We start from the raw sequence: 17,706 nt of genomic DNA, 5'->3' as shown, positions 1-17,706 counted from the left end.
TGACTAAAGAAACTCATGACTCATCGTTTTGCGCGTTTACTACTGATTGTATCGGTTCTAGTATTGGCCGGAGCTGGCTTGTTTGGGCTGGCTGGTTATGAGGCCATTGCCGGACCGTTACTACTGGCTGGGCTGGTTGGGATGGCCCTTGCTTTTCGTGGGTTTGCGGCACTGAAAGGATTCTCGTATACGATCTGGATTCTGACTGCGGTAAGCGTAGCGATGTTGTATCCTCAGTATTTTTTCACCGTTGGCGATTTTCAGCTTAAACGGCTGATTGTGCCCTTCGTGCAATTGACCATGTTTGGCATGGGCGCTCATATGAGTTTCGATGATTTTAAGGGCGTCGTCCGAATGCCCAAAGGCGTATTTATCGGTATCGGCTGTCATTTTATCGTTATGCCGCTGGTTGGCTTTTGTCTGTCGCACCTGTTTGATTTTCCGCCCGAAATTGCTGGTGGCGTCATCCTGATTGGTTGCGTGTCAAGTGCGATGGCGTCTAACGTAATGTCTTATTTGTCAGGGGCTAATCTGGCGTTGGCTGTTACAATTGGCGCCTGTTCCACCATCCTGTCGCCGTTTGTGACGCCCTTTCTGATGAAGTGGCTGGCCGGGCAATACGTAGCGGTCGATATAGCCCACATGATGGTGGATATTACCAACATGATTATCATTCCGATTGTGGCGGGGTTTATCTTCAATCTGTTCTATTTCGGCAACGTAGCGCCCCGCGACCGGGCTATCCAACTGGTGAGTTTTGCGGCTGTAATTCTCCTGACGAACGTAGTGATGATGCTCGTCATGAAACTGAATACATTGGATTTTCTAGCCGCTGTGCTACGTTCGTTTTTCTGGTTTTATGGCTTACCGATGATCGTTGCTATTGTTCTGAAAAACCGGAATGTCAGTCGCTCGTCGCTGGATAATTTACTTTCGTTTGTGGCTATGCTTGGTATCGTCATTAATACGGTTATCATTACCGCATCGGGGCGCGATAACCTGCTGGCGGTAGGTGGTTTGCTGATTGTTACGTGTCTACTGCACAATCTGATTGGCCTTAGTGTTGGCTATTTCACCGCCCTGTTGTTTGGTTTACCCGAGCGCGACCGCCGAACCATTGCCTTCGAAGTTGGCATGCAAAACGGTGGTGTAGCAACCGGTCTCGCTTTGCAAATGGGTAAAGTAGCTACGGTTGGACTGGCCTCCGCTATTTTTGGTCCGTTGCAGAACGTAACGGGTTCTGCCTTAGCCAACTGGTTTCGGAAACGACCAGCTCAACCAACGAGTGAACCCGAGGTGGAGGGGGTAGATTATTTACCGGAATCTTCGACGATAAAGCCAGAAAGTAGGTCTGTTTAAGGTGACTAGTTGGTTACGTTACTGGCCCACAACGGCCGACCGTCCTAAATCTTTTCATTCGAGGCCATTTAATCTTGTAGGGTTTTGAGCTTACCACCCCCAACCCCCTCCTAAAACAGGAGGGGGCTTCAGACGATAGAGTTTTTTTAGCCCCCTCCTGTTTTAGGAGGGGGTTGGGGGTGGTTAACAGCGTAAAAGCAAACCCAATTTACCATCCATAATATTAGGCCTAAGGGAGGGCAGGGCTGGCGTACCAGTTTAGGATGGTTGGCCGCTGTCTCGGGGGGCCATACATAACGAACAAACTCGAATTAGTTGACTTTCAATAATCCCGCATCATATACAACCGCCCCATTCACCATAGTCAGTATACTCTCGGTCTGGAGTAGTTTAGGAACGGGTACTTTGAAAATATTCTGAGATAATACGGCCAGATCGGCCACTTTGCCCACCGTCAGCGTCCCTTTGGTCGTTTCGGCAAACTCGGCATAGGCGGCAGTGCGGGTGTAGGCAATAACCGCCTGTTCCCGGCTGATGGCTTCGCTGGGTCGGCGTGGATGGGTTGTGGCAAACATAATATTCAGGTAAGGGTTGAATGGCCCATCTGATCCAATCGCCAGCGGAATATGATCGTTCAGTAAGGTTTTCATTGCCATGCCGTGCGTGGCTGGCGGACCCATCGGAAAACCGTCTATCGGCGCGAAATGCGTTGGGTTTTGTACAATGATGATCCCCATTGCCTGTGCTTTTTTGATGTACTCCGGGAGGTAGTCGATTTCGTCGCCATGCTCAAACCGAGGACGTAGTGCTTTCCAATCGACAGGCATAGCCGACATGAGATCGAGTAATTTGCCCATCGATTTCGAACCGCCGATGTGAAAATGCAGCTGATCTTTACGGGCAACGGCTTCCCGGCACATTCGCTCAATTTCGGGTATGGTGTAATTCATCCGGCCATACCATCCGGGCCGATTGGGGTAGGGGTCAACCTGTTCGGCACCGCCTTCCAGGGGGGTACCTTCGAGTAGCCATTTTGTGCCGCTCACGGTCAGGAGTGGTAAATCGGGCGTTGTTTTCGGTTGATCTTTAGCCGGAATACTCAGGCTGCCGTCGGGGTTCATATCGCCCCAGCGGATCAGGCGGAGCCGAAACGGCAACCCGGCTTTTTGCCAGACTCGGGCGTAGTCGGTGGCTGTAGCGCCCGTACACATATTCTGATAGCTGGTGATACCGGCTTTAAGTAACGCCTGCGTCATGCCCTTAAATTCGGCCACCATAGCATTTTCATCGCGCAGGACGGCCATTTTTGCGTAGCTGGTATTCGGCCAGTAAGCATTCTTTTCGTAACCTTTGCCCGTGAGAGTTTTTCCATCGGGCATTCGTTCGTAAAAGCCACCTTTGGGATCGGGTTGGTTTTCGGCAATGCCCATTTCGCGAAGGCCCAAGGTGTTATATAACCCGACATGCCCCCACCACGACAGCAATCGGACCGGATGTTTCGGCGCGATTTTGTCGAGCACGAACCGGGTAGCCTCCAGCGAATTAGCGACCGTTATACCAAGCGTTCCCTCAATCCATTGTCCTTCGGGCGTTCGCTCTACAGCCTTTTTCAGCGAATCCTGAATCGCTATCCAGGACGGGTCCATGCCCGTCAAGGCGAGTTTGGTTGCTTTCAGACCACCGGGCAAATGATTATGGGCATCGTTGAACCCCGGCACAACCAGCATGCCACCCAGGTCGAGTCGTTTCGTTTGTCGGGTTGCCAGTTTTTCAATGTCGGACGATTTGCCAATGGCTATGATACGTCCGCCCTTTATGGCCAGTGCTTCAACGTACAACTGGCTAGTATCCGACGTGAAAATTTGTCCATTCGTCAAAATCAGATCGGGTTGCTGCGCAATGCCCCCAAGGCTAAACAAATGGATAAAGAAGGCCGTCAATACGTATCGCATGAGAAACGGGTATTGGTTTACCCGTCAAAACTAGTTTGTAGCGTCGGCGTGGTAGATGTAAAAAAACGACATTCATCAACCGGATTTGCCTCGGCCGGGCTTAGTTGTCCCCTGTGCTAAAAACTATTTCAGCGCACACGTGGTGGACTTATAAAAAAGATTTTCGATGGATTTTAGCTATATTTGAACGTATCGAAAACGAACGGAAATGATCGCTACGAAATCTGGAGTGCGGGCAAAAAGACCCAGAACCAAGGTGCCCGAATACCTCATTTACGAAATCATGGATGGTAAGCCGATTCACTATAAAGGCTACCGGGAGGTATTGGCAGGTACAAAAAAGGTTTCGGAAATTATAGGGTCGAGTACGTTACAGGCGTTGATCGTGACGCATCTTATTATCTTATTGGGCAAACAGATCGACGAAAATCAATATACAATTTTATCGAGTGAGGCTGGTATGCATCTGGATAAACGTACCAATCTGGCGGGCGATATTCTCATTTTCGATAATGCTACGTTACCTATCGATGCTATCAACGAATTTTACGCGCAAGTGCCGCCCAAAATTGTGATTGAAGTCGATATTTCGGCCGATTCGGCTGACGTGGATACGGATGGTTACATTTTCCAGAAAACCCAGAAACTACTGAATTTTGGCGTGGAGAAAGTAATATGGATTACGACTGTAGCCAAGAAAGTTACCGTGGCTACCCCGCAGGGCGACTGGCAGGTGAAAGACTGGCACAAAGATATTGACGTACTGGAGGGAATTCAATTCAACATTGGTCAATACCTGGCTAAGAAAGGCTCTTCGTTTGCCTGAAAACGATTTTCTGCCAATAGATAACGTCATAAATCTATCTTCTTTTTGGGCCGTTTCTATCCGTGATAACGGTTGCCTGTTCCGGGCGAAGCGTTATCCTGTGCTATCAGCATAGTGGGCGAAACCTCGGCAAACTGCCGGAAATCACGCATTAAATGCGAATAATCGAAGTAGCCACAGGCGTATGCTACGTCGAGCCAGTCAAGTTGTGGGTTGCTGGCTTTTAGTTTGAAAGCCCGATCAAAACGGGCAATGCGGGCGTAAAACTTCGGCCCCATGCCGAGTCGCTCCTGAAATTTACGCTCCAGTTGGCGACTACTCAGGCAGGCCTGATCGGCTATCCAGTCAAGTGAAAGCAACTGATTCGTTTCTTTGATCGCTAGAATCGCTCGGTCAATTGGCTCCAGCTGCAAACTACGGGCTAATGAATCAATCCTTTTTAGCAGGTATGACTCAATAAGGTCAATCATTCGCCGATAATCAGTCTCTTCGCGCAACCGATTGTTTAACTCGGTTATTCCGGCATCCATCAGGCATTCCGCATCGATTTCTTTTCCCTGAAATTCAGTAGCTGGCATTCCGCCAAGCAGTTGATACAAAAATCCGGGCCGAAAGCAAACCTGGATAATCAGGTGATCTTCTCCATGCAGTATGTTGATCCGCGACGTTTGTTGCCCCACAAAAATACTCGACGGATTAGGTCGGGTTTCTCCGTTTCGGTTAACAATGGTTTGGGCAACACTACGTGGATAAAAGAAGAGCGATTGATCGGCGTCGGGCGGAATTGGCTTGATACGCTGAGCGGAAGGCGTGTTGCTGAGCTGTACGTGTAGAAGTAAGTAATGCCGCACATAAGGACGTAGCGCCGAGTGAGGTTGTATGTGCGGAAAGAAAACCACGATAAGGCAGTCGGCTGGTTTGCCTAAAGATACGAAAGTCCTGACAGCTTTATTGAGTTTGCTAATGAGGTAACTCAGGTTTCGGCTACACCAAACACGCGCTCCGGTGCTTTTCCTTCGGCTTCCAGAAAGGCGTTGGGGGTAAGCTGGGTAAACTCTTTAAAATCACGTACCAAATGCTGGTAATCGTAATAGCCTAGTTTAACGGCAATGCTGAGCCAATCGAGATGAGGATGCGCATTTTTTACTTTCATCGCGTGTTCGAAGCGGGCGATACGTCCGTACAGGCGTGGACTAACGCCTTCGCGCTCCATGAACAGCCGATAAAATTGCCGCTGTGACAAACAGGCCTGATCGGCCAGCCAATCGAGACCGGGCCAGTTCGTGGAGATGGCAGACGAATGCTGAAGAATATAGCGGCTCACTTTATCGATAGGCCGAAGGTGTTTGTATTTGGCCCGATTGATTAAATAGTGAAGAAAATTCTCGACAATCGGAATCATCTCCGTGTAGTGTTTGGTGTAGCTGAGTCGTTCGTTGATCCGACTGATTTCAGTCGGGAAAACAGCTTCGGCGTCCACAATGGTATTTGTCAGCTCGTGTACGGGTATGCCTGTGAGCTGGAAAAGCGCACCCGGTTGAAACTGAATCTGAAAAATCATGAAATCGCGGCCAACATGGCGGTTTGTCGCCACTGAATGTTGGCCACAAACCCGTGTACGAGGGCTTTCAATGGGTTTGCCGTCAAATCCATATTCTACTTTTTCGGGATCTCTCGGAAAAAAAGTCAGGCAGTTTTCGGCGCGGGGCCAGTACGATTTAACGGGCAAAACGGACATGGAAGCCGGAAACGCACAGCCTACAATCTGGAACAAGCGTACGTACTCACGCAGAGATGGGTGGGGTGGCCGATAGTCGAAAATTCCATCCATAGTAACATACGTATTTAGTCCGGTACTCACTTACTTATTTCAACGCCAACGGTGGGCCAACAATGGTCATGCCGTGCTCTTTGTGTATTTTCTGAGCAAGCTCTTCGGTCGGTGGCCCTTTCAATTCGTTCATTTTCAGGAAAAACTCCTCCATTTTACCCGCTGGCTGCACCATATAGACCTGTTTGCCATAGTCGGTCAACTGAATCCATGTGTGCGGAATACCCCTTGGGGCAAACACCGTATCGCCTGCTTTGGCCGTGAATTTTTCGTTGCCGACCTGAAACAGATACTCGCCCTCAATAATGGAAAACAGCTCGTCCTGATCATGGTGAATATGCAGCGTTGGGCCAATTTTCTCTCGGCCAATATACTCAAAAACAGCGAGTTGGCCGTTGGTGTCTTTGCCCGATATTTTTATGTCGTTTCCGTTCGTACCCCGATACGGCGTATGAACGCCGAAACGGGCATCCCCGGCTTTAACGATAAAAGGTTGTCCTGCCGGTGATTCGTCGGTGATGGCGGCTTTTGCGCCTAGTGACGTAGCGGCTAACGTAGTAGCCAGAAAGTGCCTGCGTTGCATAGCTGTTTTTGGGAGAAGTAGTTATGCAAAATTTGGCTGTTTATCAGCCAATCTGGTGGTAAGAATCAGACATCTTGTCGGATATGTCGGTTGTGGTTAATCATTCTTTCCAGTAAATAATACGGGATCGATACGTAGCTAGGCAACGATTGGGTATTGCTATGATCGTTGCTTAATAAAACCGCGCTTTTGCCGATATGCGTCATGATAAGCCATTGGCGGTTCTGGAAATTGCTGGACAGCTACGGGTCAGTGGCTAGCTTTTGGCTATCTTCACTACGTATACGAACGAACGTAGCATGGTTGCAGCAAGAATAAAAAAAGCATTCGATTCAGTTATTGAACTGGATTTAGTCGTTTGGGAGAATTTTTCAAAACTGGGCACTGTTGAACACTTTTCGGCCGAGACGGTCTTGAAGCCTAGCGGAACACGGGAAAAGCAGTTCAGCCTCTTGCTCAGTGGAATCGGCGGGGCCTTGATTTGGCGAAAAAAACAATACATCTGCACCGATCTTTACGTTGAAAATGATTGTGTGATGGATTATCTTTCGTTTACTCTGCAATCCGTAACAGACACGGAGATTCGACTGTTCGAAGCCAGCTCTGTGTTCAGAATACCTTATCAACGTTTTCAGGAAACATTTAATCCGAACGCATATGGCCCCGCTGTTACGTTGAAATCGCTTGAGCGCGCTTATATGGACAAATTGAGGCAACAAGTTGATTTGCTGTCCCGAACGGCCAAGGAACGGTATCTGGATGTTTGCGAACGCCATAAGGATGTTGATCGGATTCCGTTAAAGTACATGGCTTCTTATTTAGGAATCACTCCCCAAAGTTTGAGTCGCATCCGGTCCGAAAAAATCGACCAGTTACCATATGGTAACTCCCATTAGGCTGGCTCCTTTCTAGCTTTGCGTCTCTACTAATTACGCAAAATGGATAGCCTTGATAAAGGAGTAAAGCTGCCAGTCTGGAAAGTACTGAGCGTATTGATCGGTCTGCCTGCCATTTCATATTTACTATCATTGATGCTGTTGCATCGAGCCATGTTCTCGTTTACGGGATGGGATTTTTTTTCTGTTTTCTGGTTAATCATTACGTTGTGGTACGTGGTTCAGATGAAACTTGTTACGTATACCCTGGCCTCAGAAGGCTATACGCTTGCAGATATAGGTTTTGCGCTCACTACCAGCCAATTGCGAAAATTGATAGGTGGTTATCTACTAGTGTCGCTGCTCATCCTTGTTGGCGTAGAAAGTTTAGTTCGATCCGGTCAGGTAGACCCGACTAAGCTCTCTGATTTTGCGAATCTATCGCCCACCACGTTAAAGCAGCGAATTATATACATCATCATGGGGCTTTTTGCCGGGCTTTCGGAAGAAATCGTGTATCGCGGGTTTGCGATCCGTAGTTTAGTCGGATACAGGATTAATAAGTGGGTGTCGGTCATTCTCGCCAGTATACCATTTACGCTCCAGCATGGTCTTAAAGCGATCCCTCAGTTTAGCTGGTTTTTTAGCATGGGGCTTTTCTTTGGGGTTATTTTTTTGATAACCAAGAAGCTAACAGTTGGTATATTAATTCACTGGTTGGTTATCGTTTCGGCAGTTGTCGCCATTCTGAGCGTACTTCGCTAGCCGAATAATCAGGCCCTGATTCGCGGGCAATCCGGCTCTAACAGCCTGTTCGAAGGAGGCAGGTTTCGGCTCCACTAAAGGCATTTGATGACCTCCGTTCTCGGAAGCAAAAATTCGGTAGGAATCAACGTAGTAAATGTCTTGAAATCGCGGATCATGTGTTGTGATCGTGACACCCTCGATTCAAGAGGGATGCTAAGCTAGTCTTCGGTATACAAATTTGTTGACCTAACTAGCTTGTTTGGCGGTAAAAATCGGGCATTTTTACAGGCGTAATACCGATTCCTTAAACCGTAATAAACCATGTCTTTCCAGGCGTATATCGATAACATTCGGGCGAAAACCGGTAAAGGTCCCGACGATTTCATCAAACTGGCCGAAGAAAAAGGCTTGCTCAAGCCCGGTACAAAAGCCGGAGCCATTGTGGCCTGGCTCAAAGAGGAGTTCGACTTGGGTCATGGCCATTCGATGGCGATTTATAAACTGTTCAAAGATTCGGGGTTGCTGTAAACTTTTGTTTTTGGACCGTTAAGGAGGTAGTCAGCACTACTTTTGTTGCTTATCGGAATTAGTTTCAACCCTGTGCCTGTGTTTAGTCGGCTTCATTTCGTGTTCTTTCTATTGGTGGGTTATACGGTCAGTGGACAATCCATCCAGCAACCTACTCCGCTTACCATTCGCGATAATCTGATGTATATTCCGGTCAGGATCGACGGACGCGGGCCGTATAACTTCTTGCTAAATGCTGAGGTTATGGGAACGGCCCGTATCGATCGGCGCGTAGCTAAAGACTTGGGATTAAAGATTTTAGGGTTTCAGCAGAATACGTCTGGCAATCAAGTAAAGCGTGAGTTTCTGGTGGGCGTCAATCAGCTTAGCACAACTAACGTCAGCCATTCTGCGCTCCAACTGATGGTTGGGGAGTATAATGCTGTTGTTAAACCGCAGCTAACGGATGGGCTGATTGGGCAAAATTTCTTTGATGGCTACCTAATCATCATCGACGGCCCCAATCACCAGTGGACCGTTACAAAAGATACCTTATCCCGACGGGCCAAAGGAGTTCTGGCGTACTCAAGACCATTCGCGGTTCGGGGTACGATTGGGGCCAGGGTAATGGAGTTCAATCTGGACGTCAGCTCGAATCAGGCATTCCTGTTTCCAACATCGTCGCTGACCGGGCTTCGGTTTACCGATACGTCTGATCAGCCGGTCATGACAATCGGTAATACCAGTTTTGTTTTGCAGGAAGCTATTTTGCAGGATGAAATCGTGCTGGGTGGGTTACGGCTAAGCAATCAGAAAATCTATTATTCTGACAAGATTCACCAGATTAGTATCGGAACCGCCTTCTTAAAAGACCATGTTGTTCGCTTTGACCAACGGAACAAACTCATTCGGATCGACTAAACAAGTCATGTAGTGGTTAACAGAGCCAAGTCTATGAATGTAGCCGATATTGCCCGCCTTCGCCTGATCAATCAACAGCTTACCGAAACCACCCTCAGTACACCCGTTGAACTGGTGACCTGGCTGGGGGCTGTGCAAGGACAGGAATATGCCCAAAGTAAATGGGGGCTTGGGTTGCGGCTGCCTCAGCTAACGGATGCTGATATCGAACGGGATTTTGCGTCTGGTGCCCTGTTACGTACCCACGTATTACGACCAACCTGGCATCTGGTAGCGGCCGCTGATATTCGGTGGCTACTACAGCTAACGGCTCCGCGTGTACACGCGATCAATGCGTACATGTACCGAAAGTGCGAACTCGATTCAGCAATCTTCAACCGATGCAACGAGATCATGATTCGGCAACTTGAAGGCGGTACGTTTCTGACCCGTAATGCGTTGAATCAGGCGTTTCAGCAGCAGGGTATTGAGGCTTCGGATACGCGGTTAAGCTGTATTATGATGCAGGCTGAACTGGATGGACTGATTTGTAGTGGCCCGCGTGAAGGCAATCAGTTTACGTATGCGCTACTTGAGGAGCGTGTTAAACCGGTTGCTACGTTGAGTAAAGAAGAAGCACTCGCAGAAATGGCACAGCGGTATTTTATCAGCCGGGGACCCGCTACCATCCATGATTTTGCTACGTGGTCGGGGCTTACCGTAACCGATTGCCGCAAAGGCGCAGAATTGGCGAAAACCAACTTAACAAAAGCAGGCGATTACTATTTTAAGGACGTAGCACCAGCATCTACACCTACAACTGAACGATTGTATTTGCTGCCGATGTATGACGAGTTCGTGATGGGCTATAAAGACCGTAGTCCGTCGATGCTTCTGAGCAGTGAATCGAAACCGCTGTCTGTGTTCGAGAACCTACTGATGGCCGATGGGCAACTAATTGGTACGTGGAAACGTAGCGTCGGTACTAAGTCCACAGATGTGAAAGCGCATTTTCTCTATTCCCCCACCGATGCACAACGTAGCGTGTTCGAGACTGCTGTTCAGCATCTGCAACGATTTACGAATAAGCCTGTTACGTATGAAATTCTACAGCATGTAAGTAAATAGACTCGGTTTATGAGTTTGTTTAGCTAAGAAAATCAGGCACTACGTAACACCACATAAAAGCCATGAAACACACCATTTTATTTTTCTGTATACTGCTGGCAAGCACATTCACTACGTATGGCCAGCAAAAACCTGCCGACACATGGTCGAACGTACCGTCGGCTCCCGACGACCGTTTTACCAATCCGAAAAGCAAACTCTATGCTGGACCAAATGGCTGGTACAATTATGGCGAACTTCGGGCAGCAATTGCCAACACGCCTAAAACAACCTATGGGTATAAAGGAGGATTTGAGGTTATTCAGGGCTTATTCACATCAACGACAAGTAATCGGTTATACGTTCTAACGTTTGATTTCGGAACAGAAAAACCGGCTGTGGGTACGTATCAGGTTGCGCCTGAAAGTAACGTAACGCAGAAAAAAGTGCGCGTATCGTTTAGCGATGTATCGGGGCAAAAAATAAAAGAATGGAGTAGCGAAAACGGCACGGTGCAAGTATCGCAGGTAAACGGATTTCTGTATGTGAAGTGCCGCGACATATCGCTTCAACCGAATGGCGTGTACAATACCGGCGATTTTAAAGCGGCTATGATGCTCGGATTTGAAGGAGCCATTGCTCCACAGTGAACCAGAATCAACGTAGTGAATTAGGTGAATAACCGAATTTCTTTTTGAAAGCGGCCGAAAAATTGTTCGGGTTTTTGAACCCAACCCGCCGGGCAACGTCGGCAATTTTCAGGAGTGGTTCTCTAATCAGCAGCTCTTTGGCGCGTTCCATGCGCAGGTCGGCTACGTAGCTGTAAATGGTTGTACCAAACAAGTTTTTGAAACCGCTCATCAGCTTGGTACGGTTCATCCCCGCCAGCAACGTCAGCTCTTTCAGCGATGGGGGATGGGTCAGGTTTTGCGCCAGTTGATCACGGATGCTATGAAACGTATCGACATCGTCATGGCGCAACGTAGCGGAATCCGCCGGGCAACTGGACTGTGATTGCGCAATTTGCAGCGTCAGTAATTCCCGTAATTTCCCGTCCAGAAAAAGCTTCTGGAGCTGGCCGGTCAGCGGGCAGTCGTGTATGGCGAGTAGCACCTCTTTTTGGACAGAAGTCAGCGGAAAAATCTGATTGCCCAGCAAGGCCGACTGTTTCTTTTCTATCGATGCACCAAAACTACCCAACTGCGTTAGGTCGTTTTGAAAAATGGCTCGAAAATAAGCTTCCGACAGTGATATATCGATTGTGAAGCACGGTGTTTCGCTCGCGTACAAAACCTTCCCCTGCATAGTTGGATAGTAGCCAAGGCAGTGCTGACCAGCGATCAACGTACTGGCTGGGCCATACTCTGGCTGTGGCTGGTAGCTACATCTCCCCTCTACTACAAAAAGCATCTGAATAGTAGGTTTATCAAGCCAAATGTCGGCAGTGTGACACGTAGTGGTGGTCAATTTCAGGAAGTTGAACGTCACGCTGTCCGGATATACGTATTGAATTTTTCGTAGATCGTCGTTGTCGTTCACTATCGTATGCTCTGTCGACTTGTTCGTAGGCTCATCTTGTGGATGTGATTCTGATAGAGAGCTATTTAGGGTGTTATTTGCTTCGTTTGAATAGGTTGCAATTTTCTTCATAAGCTTTTTGTAAGCGGGTTTTTCGTCAAATGTCTTTGGCGTGGAATCGGGTCGTAAATAGACAAAATGCAGATAGCATACCCGATTGTGCATATCGAATACTTTTCAGCTTTTACTTTTGCGATTGTTTATAATTAGTCTAAATAAATATCAAATATAGGTAAAATGCCCATTGTGCAAACACGTGTACTTCTTCTGTTGCTATTCTTTTTATGGGTGTCGGTCTCTTTACGAGCTCAGTCTGGGGCCGATTTTTCGCTGTCGGGAACTGTTCGGGCTTCGTGGGGGGAGGTCATTCCGGGAGCTAGTGTGGTGATTGAAACCCTGAAAAAATCGACCATCACCGACGAGAAAGGACACTTCGTTCTGTCGGGAATTCCCAAAGGAGACTATTCCGTGCAGGTGAGGTCAGTTGGGTTCAAAGAAGAAATCAAGACGCTGAAGATCCACCAGAATACCCGCCATAATCTGGCCCTGGAACAGGACGATATTCAGCTCACCGAAGTGTCGGTTATCGGACGTAGCGACGCGAAGGAAGTGGCCCGGCAAGCGTTCAACGTAACGGCCATCGACGCCGGAAAGCTGCATAACTCAACGCTCGATTTGTCGCATGCTCTCGATCGCGTATCGGGTGTACGGGTTCGGGAATCGGGTGGGGTTGGCTCCAACTTCAATTTCTCGCTGAATGGTTTCTCGGGTAGGCAAGTGAAATTCTTTATCGACGGTATTCCGATGGATAATTTCGGATCATCGTTCCAGTTGAACAACATCCCGATCAATCTGGCCGAGCGGGTCGACGTGTATAAAGGCGTGGTTCCCATTTGGTTAGGTTCTGATGCATTGGGTGGGGCCGTTAATATCGTAACGGGTAACCGCCAGCGAAACTACGTCGATGCGTCCTATTCTTACGGTTCGTTCAACACACACCGTAGCGCTATAAACGCCGGTGTTACGACCAGATCGGGTTTTACTGCGCAGATCAATGCATTCCAGAATTATTCGGACAATAATTATTGGGTAACGGTCGACGTAGCAGACATTAACACCGGCGAGTATTTTCGGAATCAGCGCGTTCGGCGGTTCCACGATACGTATCGGAACGAGACCGTAGTGGCCAACGTGGGCGTAGTGGGCAAACGTTTTGCTGATAAGCTGTTGTTTGGTATTACGTTGGGTCAGAACCGGGCCGAAATTCAGACGGGTGCGCGGATGGTGAGCGTATTCGGAAACTGGTACCGCCGGGGAAATATTGTGATGCCGAGCGTTCGGTATCAGAAAGATAACCTGTTCGTGAAAGGGCTGAATGTTCGGCTGACGGGTAATGTCAATCTGGGACAGGAGCAGAATGTGGACACCGTTTATCGTCGCTACAACTGGTTTCAACAGTTTAAGCAGTATCCGGGGCTGGGCAGCGAGCGCGAACGGTCGCTCTATAAATTCCGCAATAACAACGGACTGGTAACGGCCAATGTTAGTTATCAAATCTCAGAAAAACAGTCGCTTAGTGTCAACAACGTAATCAATACGTTTAATCGTCAGGGGTTTGATGAGCTGAATCCAACTAATCAGAATTACGAGCAGCCGCGTGTAAACACCAAAAATGTGCTCGGTATCGGTTATAAATACGACTACAACGACCGCTGGAATACGTCGCTGTTCGTGAAGCATTTTTCGCAGCACAACAAGTACGGCATTACGTATAACCCCTCCGGTAATTATGGCGACGTAGCGTACATGACCCAGAAAAATAGCTTCAATCAATTGGGCTACGGTCTTGCTACGTCCTATTTTCTTCAGAAAAACGTACAGCTAAAAGCCTCGTATGAAAAGAGTTACCGGCTTCCCGAAACCGACGAACTCTACGGCGATCTGCTGAATCTGGAGGGCAACATCAATCTGAAACCCGAAACCAGCTACAACTACAACCTGGGCGTCAGTTACCTGACCAATCTGACGAAACGGCACCGCTTTAGTCTGGCGGCCAATGCGTTGTATCGGGATGCGCGTGGTTTTATCCGGCCCCGGCTTAACAACAACCAGACCAAGCAGGTGATGGACAATCTGGCCGACGTAACGAATCTTGGTTTTGATGGCGAAATCCGCTATTCGTATAAGCGACTGGTTACGGCGGGAATGAACCTGACGTACCAGAATCTACGTAACAACACCCGTTTCGAGGATGGCATCACCGGCGAAAGTCCGCTCTACCGCGACCGGATTCCGAATATGCCGTTCCTGTTCGGGAATGCCGATGCCTCCCTATTCTTACGTAACGTGGGCGGAGTGGGCAATACGTTGACCTTCGGCTATAACCTGCTCTACGTTCACGCGTATTACCTCTATTGGCCGAGTCTGGGCCAGAATAAGCTCGACATTCCCGAACAACTTGCCCACGATGCCAACATCGTTTACGCGCTGGCCAATGGCAAATACAACATCGGGTTGGAGTGTAAAAATCTGCTCGACAACAGGTTGTACGACAACTTCAGTCTGCAAAAGCCAAGTCGAGGCTTCTATCTGAAAATCAGATACTTCGTAGGTAACTAATCATTTTCAATTTCATACAACCATGTTTACAAATTATAAGTCTGTTTTTACCGCGCTGGCTTTTGGCCTGACGATAGCCGCTTGTACAAAAGAGGAAACACCGGTTACGCCCGGAACCGGTGGCCAAACCGGCGATGGAACCAAAGAACGATTCGTTATTGCCGCTTTACCCATCGGGTCGACAGGCGTTGCTGATTATCTGCTGACAGCCGATACGCTTTCTAAAGGAACCGTTTCGACCAAAGGAACGGGTATTGAGCAGGACGGTACGTATCGGTATTACATCACGCATAAGAACCGCTTCTTTAGCCTGCTCTACGGACAGGGTAATCCGGGCGCTGTTACAACGTATACGCTGAATGCTGCCGGAAAACTCGAAAAAGTATCTGACTTTCAGGCCGAAACCGTTCAGGTGTTTACGACTGTTCAGGACGATATCGTAACCGTTAAAATACCACGAAGCGGCAACGAAAGTGCGTCGTTTTACCGGATCAATGCCGACCAGTCGAAAGTAGTCGGTGAAGCGCAGGTGAATGTTGTAAAAATGGCAGGCAATGGCGAACGGGCGCATTTTACGTGGGCGACGCAGGTGGGCGACAAAGTGTTTGCCCCCTACATGAGCATCAAAGGCGTATCGCCCGATGTGTTCGGAACCAGTTATCCCGATAGTGCCTGGATTGCCGTTCTGTCGTATCCCGGTTTGCAGGTGGAGAAAGTCATCAAAGACAACCGAACCAGCTTCATTGGTCGCTATTTTGTTGACGGTCTGGCCGTTGACGAGCAGAAAGATGTTTACGCTTTTTCGTCGGCGGTGGCCAGCAATAGTGGCAAATTGACTTCAACCAAACCGTCGGCTATTACCCGCATCAAAGCCGGTACCACCGAGTTCGACAAGAGCTACTTTTTCGACGTAGAGAAAGCATCGGGCGGTTATAACCTCTCCACGCAGCTCTACGTTGGTCAGGGCAACGTAATCCTGACCATGACGTCGGCCAGTGAAAAGGGTATGTACACGGTGGGTAAACGGCTGGCGGTGGTGAACCTCTACAACCAGACCTTCAAGTGGGTCGATGGTATGCCAGCCGCTACGGAAATCAACGCCGTTGCCGCACGTAGCAACTATGCCCCACTGGACGGTAAAACGGGCTACATCGGCCTGACGCTGACCGATGGGACGAGCTATATCTATCAAATCGACGCATCGACGGCCAAGGCTACGCGCGGCCTGAAAGTGGAAGGTGGTAGCATTCAGGGGATTAATAAGCTGACGTACAAAACTGCTCAGTAGCTCTTTTTGACAGGATTGAGAGGATGGTTTTCCAACGAAATAAATCATGAAAATCCCGTCAATCCTGTCGAAAAAATAAACGTATACCTATGGGCTCAATCTCAAAAAAGAAAGAATCGTCCCGGTCGCTTTTTTACCGAATCTCTGCCTGGCTGCATCTCTGGCTGGGGCTTATCACCGGCATTGTGATGGTTATTGTTTGCCTGACAGGGTGTATCTGGGTATTTCAGGAAGAAATTACCGATACGTTTCTGGAGCCGGAGTCGAAGGTGGCCTGGCAGGATAAAGAAGTGTTACGTCCGTCGCAGCTCAAGGCAATTGCCGAACGGGAATATCCGGGGAAACACGCTTCCTATGCGCTGTATCATCAGGGTAAAGCGGTTGAGGTAAACGTGGGTGGACGTGGCAAGGAGGGAGGAACGCTCAAAATCAATCCGTATACGGGGCAGATCATCAGCAAAGAACAACGGAAAAAAGGACAGGTTAACTTCTTTCGCTGGATTCTGAACGGCCACCGGTTTTTGTGGCTACCGTATAAAATTGGGCGGCCAATTGTCAATTACAGTACGTTGATTTTTGTCATTACGCTCATTACGGGCATGGTGTTGTGGTGGCCGCAGAAGTGGAACAAAAGTACCCGACAGCGCAGCTTTGCCATCAAATGGAACGGTACGGTCAAACGGGTCAACTATGATCTGCATAACGTACTGGGTTTTTACTCGCTTCTTTTTCTGGCGGCTATCGGCATGACGGGTATGGTGTATGGTATCGAGTGGTTCAGCAAAGGGCTATACTGGACAACCTCGGGCGGAAAAGTCCTGCCCGATTTCAAGCCCGCGTTTTCCGATACTGTGCAGAACAACCGTCCGTATTCACCGGCTCAGGCTGTGGATCTGGCCTGGCACAAAGTAGCGCACGATAATCCCGATTCGAAAGGTTTTTATATGGCTTTTCCTGAGCCCTCGGAGCGCAAAGCAACGATCTACGTAACGGTTTACCCATCGGCCGATAAGTTTTATGATATCCGGTCGTATACCTTTGATCAGTTCACCCTGAAACAGATACCCGGCCGCGCGGTGTTCGATGAGCCCTATGCAAAGGCCGATTTCGGGGATAAGCTCCGCCGGATGAACTACGATATTCACGTGGGTTCAATTCTGGGTTTGCCGGGTAAAGTGCTGGCTTTTTTTGTCAGCCTGATCGGCGCGAGTTTACCCATTACCGGCTTCATTATCTGGTGGGGAAAACGACCGAAAAAGAAGAAAAAAGATAGTAAAGCCAAAACGAAACTGGTTGCTGCTGGCTATGATTATGATAAGCCCAAGCCCGTTTTCAAGCCCGGCGGCAATCGGCCCGACAAGACGCCAAAACCGCAGGAACCGGTTGTGCCGTTTTCGCCCATGACCAACGTAACTATTTTGGACATCAATATTCCACATCGGCCTGGCAACAATAGTGCTGATACGTTGCCTCGTAACGGCCAGACCGACTGAGCGAACGTAGCAAAAAACTCTCTTTGTCAATTTAGTCAACC

At 48.6% G+C, this 17,706-nt stretch carries 16 protein-coding genes; 11 read left to right on the top strand and 5 right to left on the bottom strand.

What is annotated here, in order from left to right; all coding sequences use genetic code 11:
- The first annotated feature begins 15 nt into the window (after positions 1–15).
- Positions 16–1,359 carry a bile acid:sodium symporter family protein gene (locus tag GK108_RS16725; protein WP_163950857.1) on the top strand — a complete coding sequence of 448 codons (1,344 nt, stop codon included), beginning with the start codon at positions 16–18 and terminating at the stop codon, positions 1,357–1,359.
- Between the two features lie 311 nt (positions 1,360–1,670).
- Here the strand turns inward: GK108_RS16725 and GK108_RS16720 are convergent, their stop codons facing one another.
- Positions 1,671–3,311, bottom strand: coding sequence for an amidohydrolase (locus tag GK108_RS16720; protein WP_163950856.1), 1,641 nt, complete (start codon positions 3,309–3,311; stop codon positions 1,671–1,673).
- Positions 3,312–3,519: 208 nt separating this feature from the next.
- Between GK108_RS16720 and GK108_RS16715 the strand changes: the two genes are divergently transcribed.
- Entirely contained in the window at positions 3,520–4,137 is a 618-nt protein-coding gene (locus tag GK108_RS16715) for a Uma2 family endonuclease (protein WP_170305400.1), read from the top strand.
- 56 nt (positions 4,138–4,193) lie between these two features.
- On the opposite strand, the gene GK108_RS16710 is transcribed toward GK108_RS16715, so the two are convergent.
- From GK108_RS16710 to GK108_RS16700, 3 genes are all read right to left on the bottom strand, one after another.
- Entirely contained in the window at positions 4,194–5,036 is an 843-nt protein-coding gene (locus GK108_RS16710; RefSeq protein WP_317166541.1) for a helix-turn-helix domain-containing protein, read from the bottom strand.
- A gap of 74 nt (positions 5,037–5,110) precedes the next feature.
- On the bottom strand, positions 5,111–5,968 hold the full coding sequence (locus tag GK108_RS16705; protein WP_163950855.1) for a helix-turn-helix domain-containing protein: 858 nt from the start codon (positions 5,966–5,968) through the stop codon (positions 5,111–5,113).
- A 34-nt stretch (positions 5,969–6,002) separates the two neighbouring features.
- Entirely contained in the window at positions 6,003–6,551 is a 549-nt protein-coding gene (locus GK108_RS16700) for a cupin domain-containing protein (protein WP_163950854.1), read from the bottom strand.
- A 263-nt stretch (positions 6,552–6,814) separates the two neighbouring features.
- Between GK108_RS16700 and GK108_RS16695 the strand changes: the two genes are divergently transcribed.
- From GK108_RS16695 to GK108_RS16670, 6 genes are all read left to right on the top strand, one after another.
- On the top strand, positions 6,815–7,447 hold the full coding sequence (locus GK108_RS16695; RefSeq protein WP_163950853.1) for a Crp/Fnr family transcriptional regulator: 633 nt from the start codon (positions 6,815–6,817) through the stop codon (positions 7,445–7,447).
- A 42-nt stretch (positions 7,448–7,489) separates the two neighbouring features.
- Complete coding sequence (locus GK108_RS16690) at positions 7,490–8,191, top strand: CPBP family intramembrane glutamic endopeptidase (protein ID WP_163950852.1); 702 nt, start codon at positions 7,490–7,492, stop codon at positions 8,189–8,191.
- Between the two features lie 303 nt (positions 8,192–8,494).
- Positions 8,495–8,701 carry a DUF4287 domain-containing protein gene (locus tag GK108_RS16685; protein ID WP_163950850.1) on the top strand — a complete coding sequence of 69 codons (207 nt, stop codon included), beginning with the start codon at positions 8,495–8,497 and terminating at the stop codon, positions 8,699–8,701.
- A 72-nt stretch (positions 8,702–8,773) separates the two neighbouring features.
- Positions 8,774–9,601 carry a pepsin/retropepsin-like aspartic protease family protein gene (locus GK108_RS16680; protein WP_317166540.1) on the top strand — a complete coding sequence of 276 codons (828 nt, stop codon included), beginning with the start codon at positions 8,774–8,776 and terminating at the stop codon, positions 9,599–9,601.
- Positions 9,602–9,634: 33 nt separating this feature from the next.
- Positions 9,635–10,708 (top strand): winged helix DNA-binding domain-containing protein, encoded by a 1,074-nt coding sequence (locus GK108_RS16675; protein ID WP_163950842.1) that lies wholly within the window; start codon positions 9,635–9,637, stop codon positions 10,706–10,708.
- A gap of 62 nt (positions 10,709–10,770) precedes the next feature.
- Positions 10,771–11,337, top strand: coding sequence for a hypothetical protein (locus GK108_RS16670; RefSeq protein WP_163950839.1), 567 nt, complete (start codon positions 10,771–10,773; stop codon positions 11,335–11,337).
- A 7-nt stretch (positions 11,338–11,344) separates the two neighbouring features.
- Here the strand turns inward: GK108_RS16670 and GK108_RS16665 are convergent, their stop codons facing one another.
- Positions 11,345–12,337 (bottom strand): helix-turn-helix transcriptional regulator, encoded by a 993-nt coding sequence (locus tag GK108_RS16665; protein ID WP_163950835.1) that lies wholly within the window; start codon positions 12,335–12,337, stop codon positions 11,345–11,347.
- Between the two features lie 165 nt (positions 12,338–12,502).
- Here GK108_RS16665 and GK108_RS16660 point away from each other — a divergent pair, with 165 nt between their 5' ends.
- The 3 genes from GK108_RS16660 (at position 12,503) to GK108_RS16650 (ending at position 17,665) form a co-directional block, all read left to right on the top strand.
- Positions 12,503–14,884, top strand: a complete 2,382-nt coding sequence (locus tag GK108_RS16660) for a TonB-dependent receptor (RefSeq protein WP_163950833.1) — start codon at positions 12,503–12,505, stop codon at positions 14,882–14,884.
- A 22-nt stretch (positions 14,885–14,906) separates the two neighbouring features.
- Positions 14,907–16,172, top strand: a complete 1,266-nt coding sequence (locus tag GK108_RS16655) for a DUF4374 domain-containing protein (RefSeq protein WP_163950830.1) — start codon at positions 14,907–14,909, stop codon at positions 16,170–16,172.
- Between the two features lie 89 nt (positions 16,173–16,261).
- Positions 16,262–17,665 carry a PepSY-associated TM helix domain-containing protein gene (locus GK108_RS16650; protein WP_163950827.1) on the top strand — a complete coding sequence of 468 codons (1,404 nt, stop codon included), beginning with the start codon at positions 16,262–16,264 and terminating at the stop codon, positions 17,663–17,665.
- The last annotated feature ends 41 nt before the right edge of the window (positions 17,666–17,706 follow it).

The organism is Spirosoma terrae (assembly GCF_010435915.1).
In the GTDB taxonomy this organism is placed as follows: Bacteria; Bacteroidota; Bacteroidia; order Cytophagales; family Spirosomataceae; genus Spirosoma; species Spirosoma terrae.
Note: the sequence above shows the minus strand (reverse complement) of the source record. Positions and strands in the feature narration are given on the sequence as shown.

Excerpts from the sequence above, each read along its gene's own strand:
- GK108_RS16725 (WP_163950857.1), top strand. The coding sequence starts at position 16 with ATGACTCATCGTTTTGCGCGTTTACTACTGATTGTATCGGTTCTAGTA.
- GK108_RS16720 (WP_163950856.1), bottom strand. The coding sequence starts at position 3,311 with ATGCGATACGTATTGACGGCCTTCTTTATCCATTTGTTTAGCCTTGGG.
- GK108_RS16715 (WP_170305400.1), top strand. The coding sequence starts at position 3,520 with ATGATCGCTACGAAATCTGGAGTGCGGGCAAAAAGACCCAGAACCAAG.
- GK108_RS16705 (WP_163950855.1), bottom strand. The coding sequence starts at position 5,968 with ATGGATGGAATTTTCGACTATCGGCCACCCCACCCATCTCTGCGTGAG.
- GK108_RS16700 (WP_163950854.1), bottom strand. The coding sequence starts at position 6,551 with ATGCAACGCAGGCACTTTCTGGCTACTACGTTAGCCGCTACGTCACTA.
- GK108_RS16690 (WP_163950852.1), top strand. The coding sequence starts at position 7,490 with ATGGATAGCCTTGATAAAGGAGTAAAGCTGCCAGTCTGGAAAGTACTG.
- GK108_RS16685 (WP_163950850.1), top strand. The coding sequence starts at position 8,495 with ATGTCTTTCCAGGCGTATATCGATAACATTCGGGCGAAAACCGGTAAA.
- GK108_RS16675 (WP_163950842.1), top strand. The coding sequence starts at position 9,635 with ATGAATGTAGCCGATATTGCCCGCCTTCGCCTGATCAATCAACAGCTT.
- GK108_RS16670 (WP_163950839.1), top strand. The coding sequence starts at position 10,771 with ATGAAACACACCATTTTATTTTTCTGTATACTGCTGGCAAGCACATTC.
- GK108_RS16665 (WP_163950835.1), bottom strand. The coding sequence starts at position 12,337 with ATGAAGAAAATTGCAACCTATTCAAACGAAGCAAATAACACCCTAAAT.
- GK108_RS16660 (WP_163950833.1), top strand. The coding sequence starts at position 12,503 with ATGCCCATTGTGCAAACACGTGTACTTCTTCTGTTGCTATTCTTTTTA.
- GK108_RS16655 (WP_163950830.1), top strand. The coding sequence starts at position 14,907 with ATGTTTACAAATTATAAGTCTGTTTTTACCGCGCTGGCTTTTGGCCTG.
- GK108_RS16650 (WP_163950827.1), top strand. The coding sequence starts at position 16,262 with ATGGGCTCAATCTCAAAAAAGAAAGAATCGTCCCGGTCGCTTTTTTAC.